Source organism: Williamsia sp. M5A3_1d (genome assembly GCF_053345315.1).
Genome location: NZ_JBKEZX010000001.1, coordinates 17171 through 32443, shown reverse-complemented (window position 1 = coordinate 32443; position 15273 = coordinate 17171). Strand labels below are relative to the sequence as shown.

The following is a 15273-nucleotide window of genomic DNA, read 5'->3' as shown; positions in this document are numbered from 1 at the left end:
TCCAGTATCCCGGGTGCATGTACAGATCGAACGCGCACGTGTACCACCACCGCCGCCGCGTCAAACACCTCAGAACCGGTGGGATCGGAGACGCCCGAGAGGCCCACGAGCCGAGGCCGTCTGGTGGTAGACAGGGGGAGCTGGACCACCCACCAGCTCACGCGCGACGAAAGGCAGCTCATGGCGCTCGACGACGATGACATCACCACCTCCACCGGTGGCGGAGAAGGCCCCGCCGACGGCGGATCGAACCCCGGCGGCCACGACGGTGGCGCCGACGGCACCGCCGGTGCGGGCGAGGGTCCGGCCGACGGCGGCTCGAACCCCGACGGTCACGACGGTGGCGCGGACGGCACCGCCGGTGCGGGCGAGGGTCCGGCCGACGGCGGCTCGAACCCCGACGGCCACGACGGTGGCGCCGACGGCACGGCCTGACCGACACCACGATGCTGAGCCGTTGTATCTCGGTCGATCTGGAGACCTTCCAGCGCGAGTACTGGGGTCGTAGACCACTGCTCAGCCCCTCGACGACGCTGCCCCGCGACTTCGGCGATCTGCTCTCGGCTTCCTCGGTCGACGAGCTGCTCGCCGAGCGCGGGGTACGCGCGCCGTTCATCCGGATGGCGCGCAACGGCGCCCTGCTGTCCCGCGACGAGTTCGTCGGACCGGCCGGCGTCGGGGCCGAGATCGGCGACCAGGTCGACTCGGCAAAGGCGTTGGCACAGTTCGCCGACGGGGCGTCGATCGTCCTGCAGGGACTGCATCGCCTCTGGCCCCCGGTCATCGATTTAGTCCGGCGTCTCGTCGACGACCTCGGGCATCCCGTGCAGGCCAACGCCTACATCACCCCACCCGGCAGCCAGGGCTTCGACTCCCACCACGACGTGCACGACGTCTTCGTGCTGCAGGTCGCCGGCCACAAACACTGGACGGTCCACGAACCGGTGGTGACCAGTCCGCTGCCCACCGACGCCTGGACCGGTCATCGCGACGCGATCGCCCGCCGGGTCACCGAGACCCCGGTCATCGACACCGATCTCGCTCCCGGCGACGCCCTCTACCTCCCGCGTGGTTGGCTGCATTCCGCGCGGACCACCGACGAGACCGCCATCCACCTCACCATCGGCGTCCCCGCACTGACGCGGGTCGACGCGGTGCGCGCGGCGGTCGATCGTGTCGCCGGCGCCGTGACCGATCTGCGGACGTCGCTGCCCGTCGGCATCGACCCCGGCGACCACGACGCGATCGCGGCACACGCGACGAAGGCGTTGCTGGCGTTCGCCGACGAGATCCGCGAGCGCGCCGACGAGTGGGGATCGGCCGTCGCCGACGGTCTCGCGGCCACCTTCGCGAGCCGCACCCGTCCCGCCGCGGTCCGCCCGCTGGCCACCCTCGACGCGATCGCTGCGGCCCACGAGGTGCGCGTGCGCTGGCGGCACGGCCTGATCGGGTCCATCATCGACGATCCGACGACAGGACGTGTGCGGGTGCAACTGTCCGACCGCGCCATCTCGTTCCCGGCCTTCTGCGCTCCGGCGCTACGACACCTGCGATCCACCGAGGGTGGCGACACCGGAGTGGCCACGGCGACAACGCTTCCCGGGCTCGACGCCGCCGACGGTGCCGTGCTCGTCCGACGCCTGCTGCGCGAGGCCGTCGCGGTCCCGGCGGAGGTGTGAACCTGCCCGACGCACAGTCGCCGCCCTGCAGCGACCGATCTCGTGCGGCCGCCGAGCCCCTGTACGCGACCGCGTCCCTCGGCCACGCCTGGTTGCTGCTGGAACTGGCGGGCCCGTGGGGACACTCGGCGTTCCTGCAGTCGCCGCGCATCATCGATCGCGCGCTGGGCCGCGCGATCGTCCGCCGCGCGGAAGCGGCCTCGATGCGCATCGTCGCGATCCGACGGCCGGGGCGTCGCGCCCCCACTCCTCGATGGCGGTGGTTCATCGCCGACACCCGCCCGGTCGGTTCGGTGCTGTACGGCGGCGAGGTCTCCGGTCCGGAGGACTACCTAAAACTCCCTCTCGACGGCTCGGCCGGATCGATCGTCGACGGCCCGCTCGCGGCGGTCTGCGCGCACGGCAGGCACGATCGCTGTTGCGCGGTCCGTGGTCGCGCCGCGACCGCTGATCTGGCCGCGGTGCGACCCGAGATCACCTGGGAGTGTTCGCATCTGGGGGGCGATCGGTTCGCCGCGACGATGATCGTGCTCCCCGACGGCTTGAGCTACGGGCGCGTCGACACCGGCGACATGGCCGATCTGATGGCGCGCCACGACCAGGGCAGGGTCGCCGCCGACCTGCTGCGTGGCCGGACCTGTGTCCCGCACGTGGTGCAGGCCGCGCAGCATTTCGCCCGGGCGCACACCGGGGACGACAGGATCGAGGCGTTCGCGCCGATCGAGGTGTTCGACGACCGCGAGACAGCACGCGTCACCCTCGACGCCGGCGACGACCGGCGCGCGGTGGTGACCCTCCGGGTGTCGGCCTCGCCACCGCTGCTGTCCACCTGCGACGCCACGATCCCGGGCAGTGTTCGGCGGTTCGCCCTCGACCGCATCACCGTCGAGGCGGTCGACCACGGGTGACGTCCCGTGTGCGTCAGGTTGTCGATTCGGTTCCGCGGGACTCGCGCAGACGACGACCGCGTTCGATCTCCTCCTCACGCGCGCGTGCGGCCTTGTCGGAGGCCTTGGTGTCGCGTGGTGGGAGCTGGACGTCGCGTTCGGCCGCGATACCCGCCTGCAACTGCCGGCCGCGGGTCAGCTCGGAGTCGAACTCCGCGCCGAACAACAACGACAGGTTGGTCAGCCACAGCCAGAGCAGGAAGATGATCACGCCGGCGAGCGCGCCGTAGGTCTTGTTGTAGCTGCTGAAGTTGGCGACGTAGAGCGCGAAGGCCACCGACGCGACGATCCACACCACGATCGCGAGGACCGCGCCCGCGCTGATCCAGCGGAACGACGGCTGCGCGACATTCGGTGAGGCGTAGTAGAGCAGAGCCACGACGAGGACGACGAACACGAGGATGACCGGCCAGCGGGCGATGTTCCACACGAGCAACGCGGTGTCGCCCGCACCGATGGCGTCGCCGACCGAGCGCGCCACCGGTCCGCTGATCACCAGCATGAGTGCGACCGACGCCGCGATGATCAGGCCGATCAGCGTGACCAGGAGCTGCAGCGGGCGCAGTTTGTAGAACGGGCGCCCCTCCTCGATCTCGTACATGCGGTTCATCGCGCGACCGAACGCACCGACGTATCCCGATGCCGACCACAGGGCGCCGAGCAGACCGATCACCAGAGCGACACCCGCGGTGGGTGCGTTCACCAGCTGGCTCACGGGATCACGAATGGTGTCGACCGCCGAGGACGGCGCGACGTCGCCCACGATCTGCAAGACCGTGTCGACGGTGGACTGGCCCTTCCCGAAGACGCCGAGCAGTGACACGACCACCAGCAGGGAGGGGAACAGCGACAACACCGAGTAATAGGTGAGGGCCGCGGCGAGATCGGTGCACTGATCCCGCGAGAACTCCTTGGCCGTGCGGCGCAGCACCGCGACGGTCGACGGTCTCGTCAGGTCGGTCGGGGAATCCGGCTCGGCGGGGTCCACCGGATCGGTCGATGTGGTGTCGATGTGGGGCGAATCATGGTCTTTCACCCCGTCGGGCTACCACCGCGAGCCCGCGGTCAAACCGCGAGGAACTCCGTGACGGCAGGCCCGGCCTCGCGGTGGCACTCCTCGAAGTAGGCGTGACGCGCGCCCGCGAACACCCGCACCCTTGCGTCGGGGATGCGTTCGGCGAGCAGTGCGGCGTTCCCGACCGGCGCCATCCGGTCGTCGTCGCCGTGCAGGATCAGGGTCGGCGCGGTGATGTCGCTTAACGCATCCCACGCGTCGTGGTTGTTGCTGGCCTGCAGGTGCCGGTGGCGCGCGTGGTTGGTCATCGACGGGTCGCCGAGGGTGCGGTACGGACCGGGGTGCGCGGCGCGCCATCGCGGTGTGTACATGAGGTCGGTGAGCACCTCCTGCGAGCGGTCGTGGGCCAGAGCGCGGCGGACCTCGACGCTGCGGGGCACGCCGTGGGCGTCGCCCGGAGTGGTGCACCCCAGGATCAGATGGGTCACCCGGTCGGGGTGTCGTGCGCCGACCCACTGCGCCACGCGACCACCCATCGACGTCCCGTACACCGCGGCGCTCTCGATGCCGAGGGCGTCGAGCACCGCGATCGCGTCGTCGGCGAACATCTCCGTCGAATAGGGCATCTCGGGGGAATCGCTGCCGCCCGTGCCCCGGTAGTCGACGGCGACCGTGGTGCGGCCCGCTCCGAGGTCGTCGCGGACACCGTCCCACCAGGTGTTGTCGTTGGACTGTCCGGCCAGCAGGAGCAGCGCGGGTCCGCGCCCACGGATCGAGACGGCCAGACGTGTCCCGTCGGGGGCGACGACGCGGCGGTTCTCACTCACGTTCGAAACTCCCGAACACCGCCAGACCCTCGTGGTCGACGGTGAACGATGCGGTCGTACAGCGGGTACGGACCTCGCCGTCGAGCGCGATCGTGGTGGGCCCGTCGAGCGAGGTCACGGTGAAGTCGGTGACCCGCATCTCGCGATACAGGCTCGACCGCGCCAGTTGACCGGTGAGGACCGAGAACATGATGCGGGTCTTCGCGAGCCGCCTGTCGACCTCGAGGATGCGGACGTCGAGAAGCCCGTCGTCCATCCGCGGGCGGTGCGCCGGCGCGAAACCCGGTGTCTCGTACACCGATGTCCCCAGGAAGAACAGCGACGTGGTGACGGTGGTGGCGCCGTTGCCGGCGTCGGTGAAGCGCAGCCGTACCGGTCGTTCACGGCGCAGCGTGTGCAGCATCGCGTAGACGCTGGCGACCGGTTTGCCGAGCTTCTTCTCGTACCGTTCACGGAAGCGCACGAACTGCGGATAGGCGCCGATGTTGGCGTTGTTGATGAAGGCGGTCTCGCCGTTGAGCAGGGCCAGGTCGACCCGTGCCACACGGCCTTTCCGGATCGCGTCGACCGTGGCGGCGACGGTGGGGCACCCGATGTCCTTGGCGAAGTGGTTGAAGGTGCCCGCGGGGAACACCGCCAGCGGCACGCCGGCGGTCCGGGCGACATCGGCGGCCGCAGCGACCGTCCCGTCCCCGCCGCCGACGGCGAGGACCTCGGCGCGGTCTGCGGCCTGACGCAACAGCTCGACGGTGTCGTCGCCCTGCCCGCAGGTCACGATCTCCGCGGCGGGCAGGTGGGCGCGGATCTCGTCGACGATCCGCCCGCCGCTGCCGCTCCCCGAGTTCGGGTTGATCACCAGCACCACCCCGGCCCCGTCGCTGCGCTCGCGGGTCGGGACCCACCGTGGCGCGTGGTCGACAGGGCGGTACACCGACATCGGTGGGAACACGCGCCCGATGATCAACGCGATGGAGGCCCCCATCCCGAACCCGACGACGACGTCGGCCGGGTAGTGGGCACCGGTCGCGACCCGTGAGACGCCGACCAGCGCGGCCAGCGGGGCGAGCGCGGTACCGAACTTCCGGTTCTCCAGCCCGACACCGACCGCGAAGGCAGCCGCACTCGCCGAGTGCCCCGAGGGCATCGACGTCGACGAGGGGGTGCGGACCACTCGGGCGAGGGGTACTGCATCCGACACCGGGCGTCGCCGCGCCCACACGCGCTTGGCGATCTGGTTGGTGACGACGCTGCTGACGGCGAGACTGGTCACACCGCGCGCCGCGCCGCGTTGCGCCGACGCCGACCGCGACGCGAGGAGACCCGCACCGATCGCGAACCACAATCGCGAATAGTTCGCCGCGTTGGTCAGTCGCGGCATCGTCGCGTCGAGCAGCGGACTGTCCGATCGTGCGACCGCGTCGTAGACGGCGCGATCGACGGCACCGAGGGCCACCCCGATGCGCCTGCGCCGGCGGTGGTGCCCGGTTCTCATGGACCTCAGTGTGCCCCAGGTCGCGCCGGGCGCAGGACGGTGGCGGGAGCATCCCTGCGGGTCGCCGCATCACCCGCTCCACCAGGCGCTGGACAGAGCGAGTGATCGGTCGCTGTCGTTCTCCACACTGTGCGAATCGTCGCTCTGGGGTGCGTCACCAGGGACTCGACGCGTCGTGACCTGACGGTGACCTTGCAGTCGTGTGCATTGTCTGTTCTGTGATCGCAAGCGTGCGCACCGCGTCGTGAGGCAACGTAGTGTGGGCCGAAGAGACCCGGATCACACTCGCCGAGAACCAGCGTGGGGTGACCGGATTGCGACAGCAGCCATCTCGATCGAGAACCTTGTGAGGTCACGTGTCACCTATGAATCCCGGCCGGCGTCTCGATGGCTGAACGCGGCGCCACACCCCAGGTATCGCCGTTGCGTCGAGGCTTCCTGAAGGGTATCCGGGCACTGTTCAGCCCGCTCGAGCCCGACGACTACATCGAGCTCATCAATCCCCTGTGGACCACCAAGGAACTCCGTGGTCGGGTGGAGGAGGTCAGCCCCGAGGGCACCGACGCCTCGACGGTGTGGATCCGGCCCGGTTACGAGTGGCCCGGTCACGAGCCCGGCCAGTACGTCCGCCTCGGACTCGTCATCGACGGCAAGTTCCACTGGCGTGCGTACTCGCTGACCTCTGATCCCGAGCCCCGCGACGGTCTCATCAGCGTCTCGCCCAAGCTGGTCGAGGAGGGAACCGTCTCGCCGTACCTGGTGCGGGCGATCCGGCCCGGCGAGATCGTGCGGCTCAGCGACGTGGAGGGCACGTTCCTGCTGCCCGAGCCGCTGCCGAAGAAGATGCTCTTCATCAGCGCCGGCAGTGGCATCACGCCGATCATGAGCATGATGCGCGCGCTCGATCATCGGGACGAGATGAACGACGTCGTGGCGATCCACTCGATCCACAAGCGCGAGCAGACGATGTTCCTCACCGAGCTCGAGCGGTTCGACAAGGCGCATGACGGCTTCACGCTGAACCTGCGGGTCACCGGCGACGAGGGCCGCATGAAGCCCGAGGACCTCGACCAGTTGTGCCCCGACTGGCGTGAGCGCACCACCATGGCGTCCGGTCCGGCCGAGCTGCTCGACGACCTCGTCGAGCACTACAAGGCCAACGACATCGGCGATCAGATCTTGCTCGAACGATTCCAACCCACCTTCGGTGCAGACCCCGGTGAAGGTGAGGGTGGCCACGTCACGATGCTCAAGAGTGACAGTGACTTCGAGTGTGAGCCAGGCGTTCCCATCTTGCAGGCAGGCGAGAAGGCGGGGCTGGAGCTCAAGTACGGGTGTCGCATCGGCATCTGTCACACCTGTACGGGTGTATTGAAGAAGGGACAGATCCGTGATCTGCGCACCGGAGACGTCTCCTCACCCGAGGGACAGTCGATCCGCATCTGCGTGAACAGCGCCGAGGGCGAAGTGGAAGTGGATCTCTAACAGACCCGGCTCCACCACCACAGCCCGCACGGCAGGCAACACCAGCGATTCGCACAGCACCACAGCGATCCATCAGGGAGGACCACCCATGACCACCACCGAACGACGTAACCCCACCGGGAACCCGATCGCTCATCTCGACGCCGAGACGATCGAGCGCCTGGGCAAGGAGTTCGACGCGATCCACGACGAGGTCTACAGCGACCTCGGCGACAAGGATCGCAACTACATCAAGTCCGTGATCGCCGCGCAGCGTCAGCTGGCCGCGCTCGGCCGTGTCGTCCTGCTCAACTCGCGGTCCAAGCCCGCATGGTTCGCCGGCACGGCGGCCCTCGGCGCGGCGAAGATCCTCGAGAACATGGAGATCGGCCACAACGTCATGCACGGCCAGTGGGACTGGATGAACGATCCGACGATCCACTCGTCGGTGTGGGACTGGGACACCGCGTCGACCGCGGAGTCGTGGAAGCACTCGCACAACTACGTGCACCACACGTTCACCAACATCCGCGGCAAGGACAAGGATCTCGGTTACGAGATCATGCGTATCGATCCGCATCAGAAGTGGAACCCCGTCTACCTGGCGCAGCCGTTCTACAACCTGCTGCTCATCGCGTTCTTCGAGTGGGGCGTGGCCCTGCACGATCTCGACCTCGAGGCCATGCGTCGGGGCGACAAGTCGCCGGCCGCGGTCCTCAAGGACCTCAAGGGCAGCGCGTACAAGATGCGTCGTCAGGTGGTGAAGGACTACATCGGTTGGCCGGCGATCAGCGCGGGCGCCTTCGCGCTCACCGCAGTCGTCACCGGCGGTCGGGTGCCGCAGGGCAAGACCTCGCGGCTGGGCAAGCAGTTGCGCAAGCTCAACGGCAAGTCGGCGAAGTCGGCCGCGTCGATCGCCGACAAGGCGCTGCCCGGTGTCGAGGACACCTTCGTCGCCACGTTCTGGGCGAACTTCACCGCCAACATCATCCGTAACGTGTGGTCGAACGCGATCATCTTCTGCGGACACTTCCCGGATCAGGCGTACACCTTCAGCCAGGAGGAGGCGGCCGACGAGAGTCGTGGCGCCTGGTACGCCCGTCAGCTCGTGGGCGCGGCCAACATCGACGGCAGCCCGCTGTTCCACATCGCCAGCGGCAACCTGAGCTACCAGGTGGAGCACCACCTCTACCCCGACATGCCGAGCTCGCGGTACTCGCAGATCGCCCCGAAGGTGAAGGACATCTGCGAGCGCTACGACCTGCCGTACAACACCGGGCCGTTCTTCTCCCAGTGGGGACAGGTGCAGCGCACCATCCTGCGGTTGGCGTTCCCCGGCGGCAAGGTGCGGCCGAAGCCCGGCCCGTACCACCGCCCCGCGCACTCGGGTTCCGATGTCCGCGACAGCGAGGCCGCTCGCTTCCGTGGCCGTCTGCCCGCCGATCACCCGGATGCGGGCCCGGAGCACGGTGGCGACAACGGCGTGCGCGTGTCGATGCCGCCGCGGGAATGACGCTGCGAGATTGACGGCCGACGGTCCCTCGGGACCGGCCTGAACTGCTGAGAACGTCCCCGTGGAGGGGAGCGACGGACCTCGGTCCGTCGCGACCGCCACGGGGACGTTCTGCGTTACCAGGCGCCCTGCCGAGGGTTTACAGGTGTACTCCGAACCCGTATCGTGACAATGAGCGTTGACTACAACGTTCATTGACTACAACACCAGTTGTCACGATGGAGGGACGCGAGATGACGATCACCGTCGAGAGCACCGAGACGAACGAGACCCGGCGCGACCAGGGGTCGAACGAGGTCTCGGATCGACTCATCGCGTCCGCCGCACGGATGTCGCGCAACGCGATGACCGAGATCGACTGGAACGAGCCACTCGACCCGACCAAGTACGGCTGCAGCCCGGAGTGGTCGTCGCTGTACGGCACGGACATGTGGGACGAGATGACCGAGGAGCAGCGCATCGCGCTCACCCGGCACGAGTTCGCGTCGATCTCCACCAACGGCATCTGGTTCGAGATGATCCTGCAGGAGATGGTGATCCGCGATCAGTACCTCGGCGAATACCACTCGCCCGAGTTCCAGTGGTCGCTGGTCGAGATCGCCGACGAGTGCCGCCACTCGTTGATGTTCGCCAAGGGCGCCGATGTCATGGTCGGCACTTCCTACCGGCCCTCGAGGTTCGTCGGCTGGGCCGGCAAGGCGTTCATGGCCCTGGCCAAGAACGAGGTCGCCTACAGCGCGATCCTCGTCGCCGAAGAGGTCCTCGACGTCTTCCAGCGCGGCTGCATGAACGACGACCGCGTGCTCCCGCTGGTGCGGACGGTCAACGAGATCCACGTGCTCGAGGAGTCGCGCCACATGAAGTTCGCGCGCGAGGAGGTGCGCGAGTCGATGGAGGGTGTCGGCTGGTTCCGTCGCCAGCTCAGCGCACTGATCATCGCCATCGCCGGCTTCCTCATCGTGACGAGCCTGCACTCGCCGCACCTGTACACGAACGCCGGATTGGACAGCAAGCGCGCGATGGCGGTGAAGAAGAACAACCGTCACTTCCAGTCGATGATGCGGGAGAGCTGCGTCCACCTGATGGAGTTCCTCGACAGCGTCGGTCTGCTCACGCGTCCGGCCGCGCGGTGGTACCGCAGGGCGAATCTTCTCTGATGGCCTTCGCCATCACCCAGTCGTGTTGCAGCGACGCCGGGTGCGTGTCGGTGTGCCCGGTCAACTGCATCCATCCCGCGCCCGGCGAACCGGGTTTCGGGACCGCCGACATCCTGCACATCGATCCCGACACCTGCATCGACTGTGGCGCGTGCTCGGATGCGTGCCCGGTCGACGCGATCTTCCCGGTTGACCGCCTCGGCCCGCGTGATCTGCACTTCGCCGAGGTGAACGCCGCGTACTACCGCGACCGGGAGGTCTCGCAGGAGCAGAAGCCCACCGAATACGTGCCGCTGCTGCGTCTGCCGGAGGGCATGCGGGTGGCACTCGTCGGCACGGGCCCCTCGGCGGGATACGCGTTGCGCACGCTGCTGATGCGCACCGCCGTCGAGGTGACCGTGATCGACAGGCTCCCCACGCCGGGCGGTCTCGTGCGGTCGGGTGTGGCCCCCGACCATCCGGCCACGAAGAACATCACCCGCGGTTTCGATCTTCATCTGCGCGATCCTCGGGTCACCGTGCTCGGCGGTGTCGAGGTGGGTCGCGACATCTCGCCGCAGGATCTCGCCGATCATTTCGACGCCGTCTTCTACGCGATCGGTGCGTCGGAGCCCCGTCGCCTCGGTATCCCGGGCGAGGACCTGCCCGGCAGCACCTCGGCGAGCGCGGCGGTCGCCTGGTACAACGGCATCCCCGACGCCCCGAACCCGTTGCAACCGGCCACCGTCGGTCGCACCGTCATCGTGGGGACCGGGAACGTGGCGCTCGATATCGTGCGCCTGTTCCACACCGATCTCGCCGACCTCGCCCGCACCGACATCGCTGACCGGGCCCTCGACTTCTTCGAGGTCAACCGCACCCACGAGGTGGTTTTGCTGGGCCGCCGTGGTCGCGACACCGGCGCCCACACCCCCGCCGAGTACACCGCTCTGGTGAACACCCCCGGGGTCGAGATCATCACCGTCGACGCGTCGGACCAGGATTCGATCACCGTCACCGCGGACGTGGACGGGACGGCCAAGCGCATCGTCTTCCTCTACGACTCCACACCGCTGGAGGTGCTGGGCGGCGGTCAGTCGGGCACGGACCGTGTGCGTGCGGTCCGTGTACGCACCGGTGACGTGGTCCGCGACATCCCCGCCGACAACCTCATCTCATCCATCGGCTACCGCACCCGCCCGATCCCCGGACTCCCGTTCGACGACGCCGCGGGCCGCATCCCCAACGAGGCGGGCCGGATATCCGACGCCTCGGTGGAGGTGGCCGGCTCGTACGTGGTCGGGTGGGCCAAGCGCGGCCCTACCGGTGGCATCGGCGCCAATCGTTCCGACGCGGAGGAGACCGTGCAGGCGTTCATCTCCGACGCCGCGGAGGGACGACTCCCGACCCGCCCACACGCGATCGGTGACTTCGACTCGTTCCTCCGCCGGCAGGGCGTGCAACCCGTGCGCGCTCGTGGGATCGCCACCATCGATCGTGTCGAACGACGCCGTGGGACCACCGCGGGGCGTCCCCGCGTGAAACTCACCAGCGAGACCGAACTCCGTGAGACCGCGCGGCCTCGGCGCCGGCGGATCTTCCGCTCCGGCGACTGACTTCGGTCACGGTCCACCGTTGGTGGTGACCCGGGACTCGCCCAGAGGCGCGCAGCGACGCACGTCACTTCGCCCCGCCAGACGAGTCGTCGCCGACTTTCTCTGTGCGCAGCCACTTTTCGGGCTTATCCTGGAGAACAGAACGAACGTGCCAGTCAGGCGTTCGCCGACGAGAAGAGGAGAGGCCATGCTCATCACCATGTTCGTGCTCGGCACCGTCGCGGTCTCGGGAATCCTGCTGTGGGGCGGCAACGACCTCGATTTCAGCGCCCGCACCCGCTCGTAGAACCAGATCGCTCGCGATCTCCGATCGCGCCGACAGATCCCGCCGTCGACCCCGACGGCGGGATCTTTCGTCTGCGGGTCTCGAAATATAGATAGTGCACTATTGGATCGTGTACGATCTGAATCATGAACGATCTGGCGACCACCGACGACCTGCTGCAGCTCGACCGGCAGGTGTGTTTCGCGCTCGCCGTCACCAACCGCACCGTGCTGACGATCTACCGTCCCCTGCTCGAACCCCTCGGGCTGACCCATCCCCAGTACTTGGTGATGCTGGCGCTGTGGGAGTCATCGCCGCGCAGCGTGCGCGCCATCGGCGAGGTGCTCATGCTCGATTCCGCGACGCTGTCCCCGCTGCTCAAGCGCCTCGAGACCGCCGGGCTCCTCACCCGTGAGCGATCGAGCACCGACGAGCGTCAGCTCGACGTGACGCTCACCGCCGCCGGCGCAGCGCTGAGAGAGAAGGCGCTGGACATCCCGCCGGCCGTGGTCGACACCCTCGGGGTGTCCCTGGCCGACCTCGAGGATCTCCGCGAGGTGCTCTGGCGGATCAACACCGCGGCCAAGGCGGCTGCGGAGAACGGCGCGAACCGATGAGCAGGTCGACAGGCGGGCGTGAGCGCCCCACGGTGTGGCAGTGGATCGGCTACGCGTTCGGACGCACCCTCGCTCCCGATCTCCGGGACTGGGTGCGACGAGACCTGTTGGGCCGCAACTACTACATCCGGCACCTCGTGCGGGGGATGGTCCCGTTCCTCCCGATCTTCGCGGTGTTCATGATGTTCCCGGGACCGTGGTGGCTACGCGCGCAGATGGTCGCGCTCGCAGCAGTTCTCGGCCTCATCTACTGTGCGGCCTACATGGACCAGAATCGCAGGCACCGTCTGGGCAAGCACGGCCTCGATCCGGATCTGCTGCCGGAGAGCCGTCGTCGGCAGGCCGTCGCCGACCGGACTGCATACGAGGCGATCTACGGCCGATCGACGTCGGTGACCCGGCGCGCACTCGATCCGACCGACCGCGACCGACCCGAGCGCTGACGTCAGTCCGGCGGGGTCGCGTGGGGGTACCCGCGGAGCACGGTGCGCGCGAGGATGCCCAGGGTGGTGGTGAGTGACTCAGGTCGGATCACGGGGAAGATCCCCTTCGCGCGCCACTCGGGGTGGATGTCGGACCAGTCGTAGAACGAGGTGACCCGCGTGCCGTCGCCCGAGGGCTCCAGCCGGTAGCCGTACACGTGGCCGATGGGCGGACGCATGCGGCCGAGGATCGTCCAGGAGATCTCACGGTCGCGCTCGAACGACGCGATCGTGACGGTCACGTCGTACTCACCCATCGGGATGTCGCCGAGGGCCTCACGGTCCATGTGCACGACGAACGTGTCGCCCACCGCCCGCACACGGTCGCCGTCGGCACCCATCAACATGCCGGATCCATCGATGGCCACATGCCCCTGCGGGTCGCTGAGCACGGCGAACACAGCGGAAGGCGATGCGGCGATCACCCGCGACACCTCGATACGCGTCTGGCCCGAACCGGCGTCGGGGCGCTCGGACGATGAGGTCGACGACTCGTCAGGATGCACGGGTCGAGCCTACGTCGGGCAGCGCCACGATCTCGGTCCCATCGGCAGGCGTCGATCAGTCCGCAGCGGAGATCGCAGCGCTCACCGCCTGCTCGTCGGCGCCCCCGTCGATCTCGTAGATCCGCTCCTGCGGATGCGAACCGTTCGCCCAGTCCGACGCGTCCGCCACTTTCCAATCCATGAGTTTTCCGTCGGCATCGAACGCGAGGACCGGTCGGTCGGGGTACCGCGAGGTGATCTGCGCGATCCGCCCGGCCAGGGCTGGATCCTGCCGGTTCGTTCCCGGGTCGGTCGTGTCGGAATCGGTCATCGCAGCGTCCCTCGTCTCGGTCTCACGGTTCGTCGTGCGAGGAGTAGCCGAGAACACGTATGTCGAAACCGCACGTGGGTGCGGCTTCGGGTTCAGGGCGTCGGGGTGGAGGAGAACCGGACGGTGCGGTTACCGCCTGCATCCTTCGCGGCGTACATGGCCAGATCGGCGTCGCGGAGCAGGTCGTCGATGCTGCGACCGTCACCCCGCGGCACCAGCACGTGGCCGATGCTGACGCCGACGCCCATCGTCCAACCGTCGAGTTGGAGGGGCCGCGACAGTGCGGCGTGGACGGCCTCGGAGACCACGTCGGTGTCGGCGCTCGCGCCGCAGAGCAGCACGACGAACTCGTCACCGCCGACCCGACCGACCTCGCACCCGTCGGGCACGACCGCGCGCAACCGGTTGGCGACCTCGCGCAGCACGGCGTCGCCGATGGTGTGGCCGAAGGAATCGTTGACGGTCTTGAGGTTGTCGAGATCGACATAGAGGACGGCGAGCGATCCGCGGTCGTCGGACCCCACAACGTCGGCCAGCGTGGAGACGATGCTCAACCGGTTGGGGAGATCGGTCAGCGAGTCGTGGGTGGCCTGATAGCGGAGCAGGGCGGCCGATTCCCGCTCCGCGGTGATGTCGGTGAACGACGCGACGAGATGCGACAGGGCGTGGTCGTCGATGAGCTGTGAGGTCCCGCGAACCCACACCTGCGTGCCGTCGGGACGGGTCACGCCCAGGACGAAATGTGTGGCGCGGCCGGTGCGCAGGGTGGTCTGGTGCGGCAGGTCGGCATGCCGCATCGGGACGCCGTCACCGTCGATGATCCTGATGGTGCGCAACATGTCTCGCGGCATGTCCTTTCCCAGAACCGATGTGGCGTCGATCCCGAGGATGGTCAGCGCGGCGGTGTTGATCGACCGCACGATCCCGTCGGGATCCTGCACGATGACCCCTTCGGTCAGCGTGGACACCACGCTGGAGAAACGGTGTTCGGCAGCGGCCGTGGCGCGTTCAGCCGCGCGCTGCGCGGCGAGATCGCGCAGGACCGCGAGATAGGCGGGTCGCCCTTCCCAGAGGGTCAGCACCGATCGGGATTCCACGGGGGTCCGCCGACCTCCGATGCAGCGCAGGTTCATCTCTGTCGGCGCGGACGGCACCCCCTCCTCCTCGAGGGCACGGATGCGTTCACGCAACGCGCCCAACGAGCCCTGGTCGACGAACTCCGAGAACAGATGGCCGACAACCTGATCAGGGGAGTGCGCACCGACGAGGCGTAGAGCCGCCGGGTTCACGAACACCAGTCGTCGTCCCTCGTGCACGACGATCGCGTCAGGGCTGTGGTCGATGAGGATCTTGTAGTGACGGTCCGGATCGGTCACCCCGTGCCTCTCCGTCGCCACCTCTCTC

At 68.3% G+C, this 15273-nt stretch carries 15 protein-coding genes; 9 read left to right on the top strand and 6 right to left on the bottom strand.

Annotated elements, in window-relative coordinates; translation table 11 throughout:
* Positions 1 to 180 precede the first annotated feature (180 nt).
* Genes ACLBW1_RS00170 through ACLBW1_RS00160 form a run of 3 tightly spaced genes read left to right on the top strand, consistent with a single transcriptional unit; the run spans position 181 to position 2587 of the window.
* On the top strand, positions 181 to 435 hold the full coding sequence (locus ACLBW1_RS00170; protein ID WP_447809349.1) for a BatC protein: 255 nt from the start codon (positions 181 to 183) through the stop codon (positions 433 to 435).
* A gap of 11 nt (positions 436 to 446) precedes the next feature.
* Positions 447 to 1679 carry a cupin domain-containing protein gene (locus tag ACLBW1_RS00165; RefSeq protein ID WP_447809348.1) on the top strand — a complete coding sequence of 411 codons (1233 nt, stop codon included), beginning with the start codon at positions 447 to 449 and terminating at the stop codon, positions 1677 to 1679.
* Positions 1676 to 2587 carry a sucrase ferredoxin gene (locus ACLBW1_RS00160; RefSeq protein WP_447809347.1) on the top strand — a complete coding sequence of 304 codons (912 nt, stop codon included), beginning with the start codon at positions 1676 to 1678 and terminating at the stop codon, positions 2585 to 2587. Before ACLBW1_RS00165 ends, ACLBW1_RS00160 begins: the two co-directional genes overlap by 4 nt.
* Before the next feature lie 13 nt (positions 2588 to 2600).
* On the opposite strand, the gene ACLBW1_RS00155 is transcribed toward ACLBW1_RS00160, so the two are convergent.
* From ACLBW1_RS00155 to ACLBW1_RS00145, 3 genes are read right to left on the bottom strand one after another with little or no spacing between them, the layout of a single operon-like run.
* Positions 2601 to 3662, bottom strand: coding sequence for a YihY/virulence factor BrkB family protein (locus ACLBW1_RS00155; protein WP_447809346.1), 1062 nt, complete (start codon positions 3660 to 3662; stop codon positions 2601 to 2603).
* 29 nt (positions 3663 to 3691) lie between these two features.
* Entirely contained in the window at positions 3692 to 4468 is a 777-nt protein-coding gene (locus ACLBW1_RS00150) for an alpha/beta fold hydrolase (protein WP_447809345.1), read from the bottom strand.
* On the bottom strand, positions 4461 to 5960 hold the full coding sequence (locus ACLBW1_RS00145) for a diacylglycerol kinase family protein (protein WP_447809344.1): 1500 nt from the start codon (positions 5958 to 5960) through the stop codon (positions 4461 to 4463). The genes ACLBW1_RS00150 and ACLBW1_RS00145 overlap by 8 nt, the downstream gene beginning before the upstream one ends.
* A 387-nt stretch (positions 5961 to 6347) precedes the next feature.
* On the opposite strand from ACLBW1_RS00145, the gene ACLBW1_RS00140 reads away from it, so the two are divergent.
* The 6 genes from ACLBW1_RS00140 to ACLBW1_RS00115 all read left to right on the top strand — a co-directional run bounded on the left by ACLBW1_RS00140 (position 6348) and on the right by ACLBW1_RS00115 (position 13014).
* On the top strand, positions 6348 to 7445 hold the full coding sequence (locus tag ACLBW1_RS00140) for a ferredoxin reductase (protein ID WP_447809343.1): 1098 nt from the start codon (positions 6348 to 6350) through the stop codon (positions 7443 to 7445).
* Between the two features lie 88 nt (positions 7446 to 7533).
* Positions 7534 to 8937: a fatty acid desaturase family protein gene (locus tag ACLBW1_RS00135; RefSeq protein WP_447809342.1), complete on the top strand. Its 1404-nt coding sequence runs from the start codon at positions 7534 to 7536 to the stop codon at positions 8935 to 8937.
* Positions 8938 to 9170: 233 nt separating this feature from the next.
* On the top strand, positions 9171 to 10094 hold the full coding sequence (locus tag ACLBW1_RS00130; RefSeq protein ID WP_447809341.1) for an AurF N-oxygenase family protein: 924 nt from the start codon (positions 9171 to 9173) through the stop codon (positions 10092 to 10094).
* Entirely contained in the window at positions 10094 to 11689 is a 1596-nt protein-coding gene (locus ACLBW1_RS00125) for a 4Fe-4S binding protein (RefSeq protein WP_447809340.1), read from the top strand. The genes ACLBW1_RS00130 and ACLBW1_RS00125 overlap by 1 nt, the downstream gene beginning before the upstream one ends.
* A 411-nt stretch (positions 11690 to 12100) precedes the next feature.
* Complete coding sequence (locus ACLBW1_RS00120) at positions 12101 to 12571, top strand: MarR family winged helix-turn-helix transcriptional regulator (protein WP_447809339.1); 471 nt, start codon at positions 12101 to 12103, stop codon at positions 12569 to 12571.
* Entirely contained in the window at positions 12568 to 13014 is a 447-nt protein-coding gene (locus ACLBW1_RS00115) for a DUF5313 family protein (protein WP_447809338.1), read from the top strand. Before ACLBW1_RS00120 ends, ACLBW1_RS00115 begins: the two co-directional genes overlap by 4 nt.
* 2 nt (positions 13015 to 13016) lie before the next feature.
* Here ACLBW1_RS00115 and ACLBW1_RS00110 read toward each other — a convergent pair whose 3' ends face one another.
* From ACLBW1_RS00110 to ACLBW1_RS00100, 3 genes are all read right to left on the bottom strand, one after another.
* Positions 13017 to 13493, bottom strand: coding sequence for an SRPBCC family protein (locus ACLBW1_RS00110; protein WP_447811086.1), 477 nt, complete (start codon positions 13491 to 13493; stop codon positions 13017 to 13019).
* A gap of 121 nt (positions 13494 to 13614) precedes the next feature.
* Positions 13615 to 13869, bottom strand: a complete 255-nt coding sequence (locus tag ACLBW1_RS00105; RefSeq protein ID WP_447809337.1) for a hypothetical protein — start codon at positions 13867 to 13869, stop codon at positions 13615 to 13617.
* 92 nt (positions 13870 to 13961) lie between these two features.
* Entirely contained in the window at positions 13962 to 15245 is a 1284-nt protein-coding gene (locus ACLBW1_RS00100) for a diguanylate cyclase domain-containing protein (protein WP_447809336.1), read from the bottom strand.
* Between the last annotated feature and the right edge of the window lie 28 nt (positions 15246 to 15273).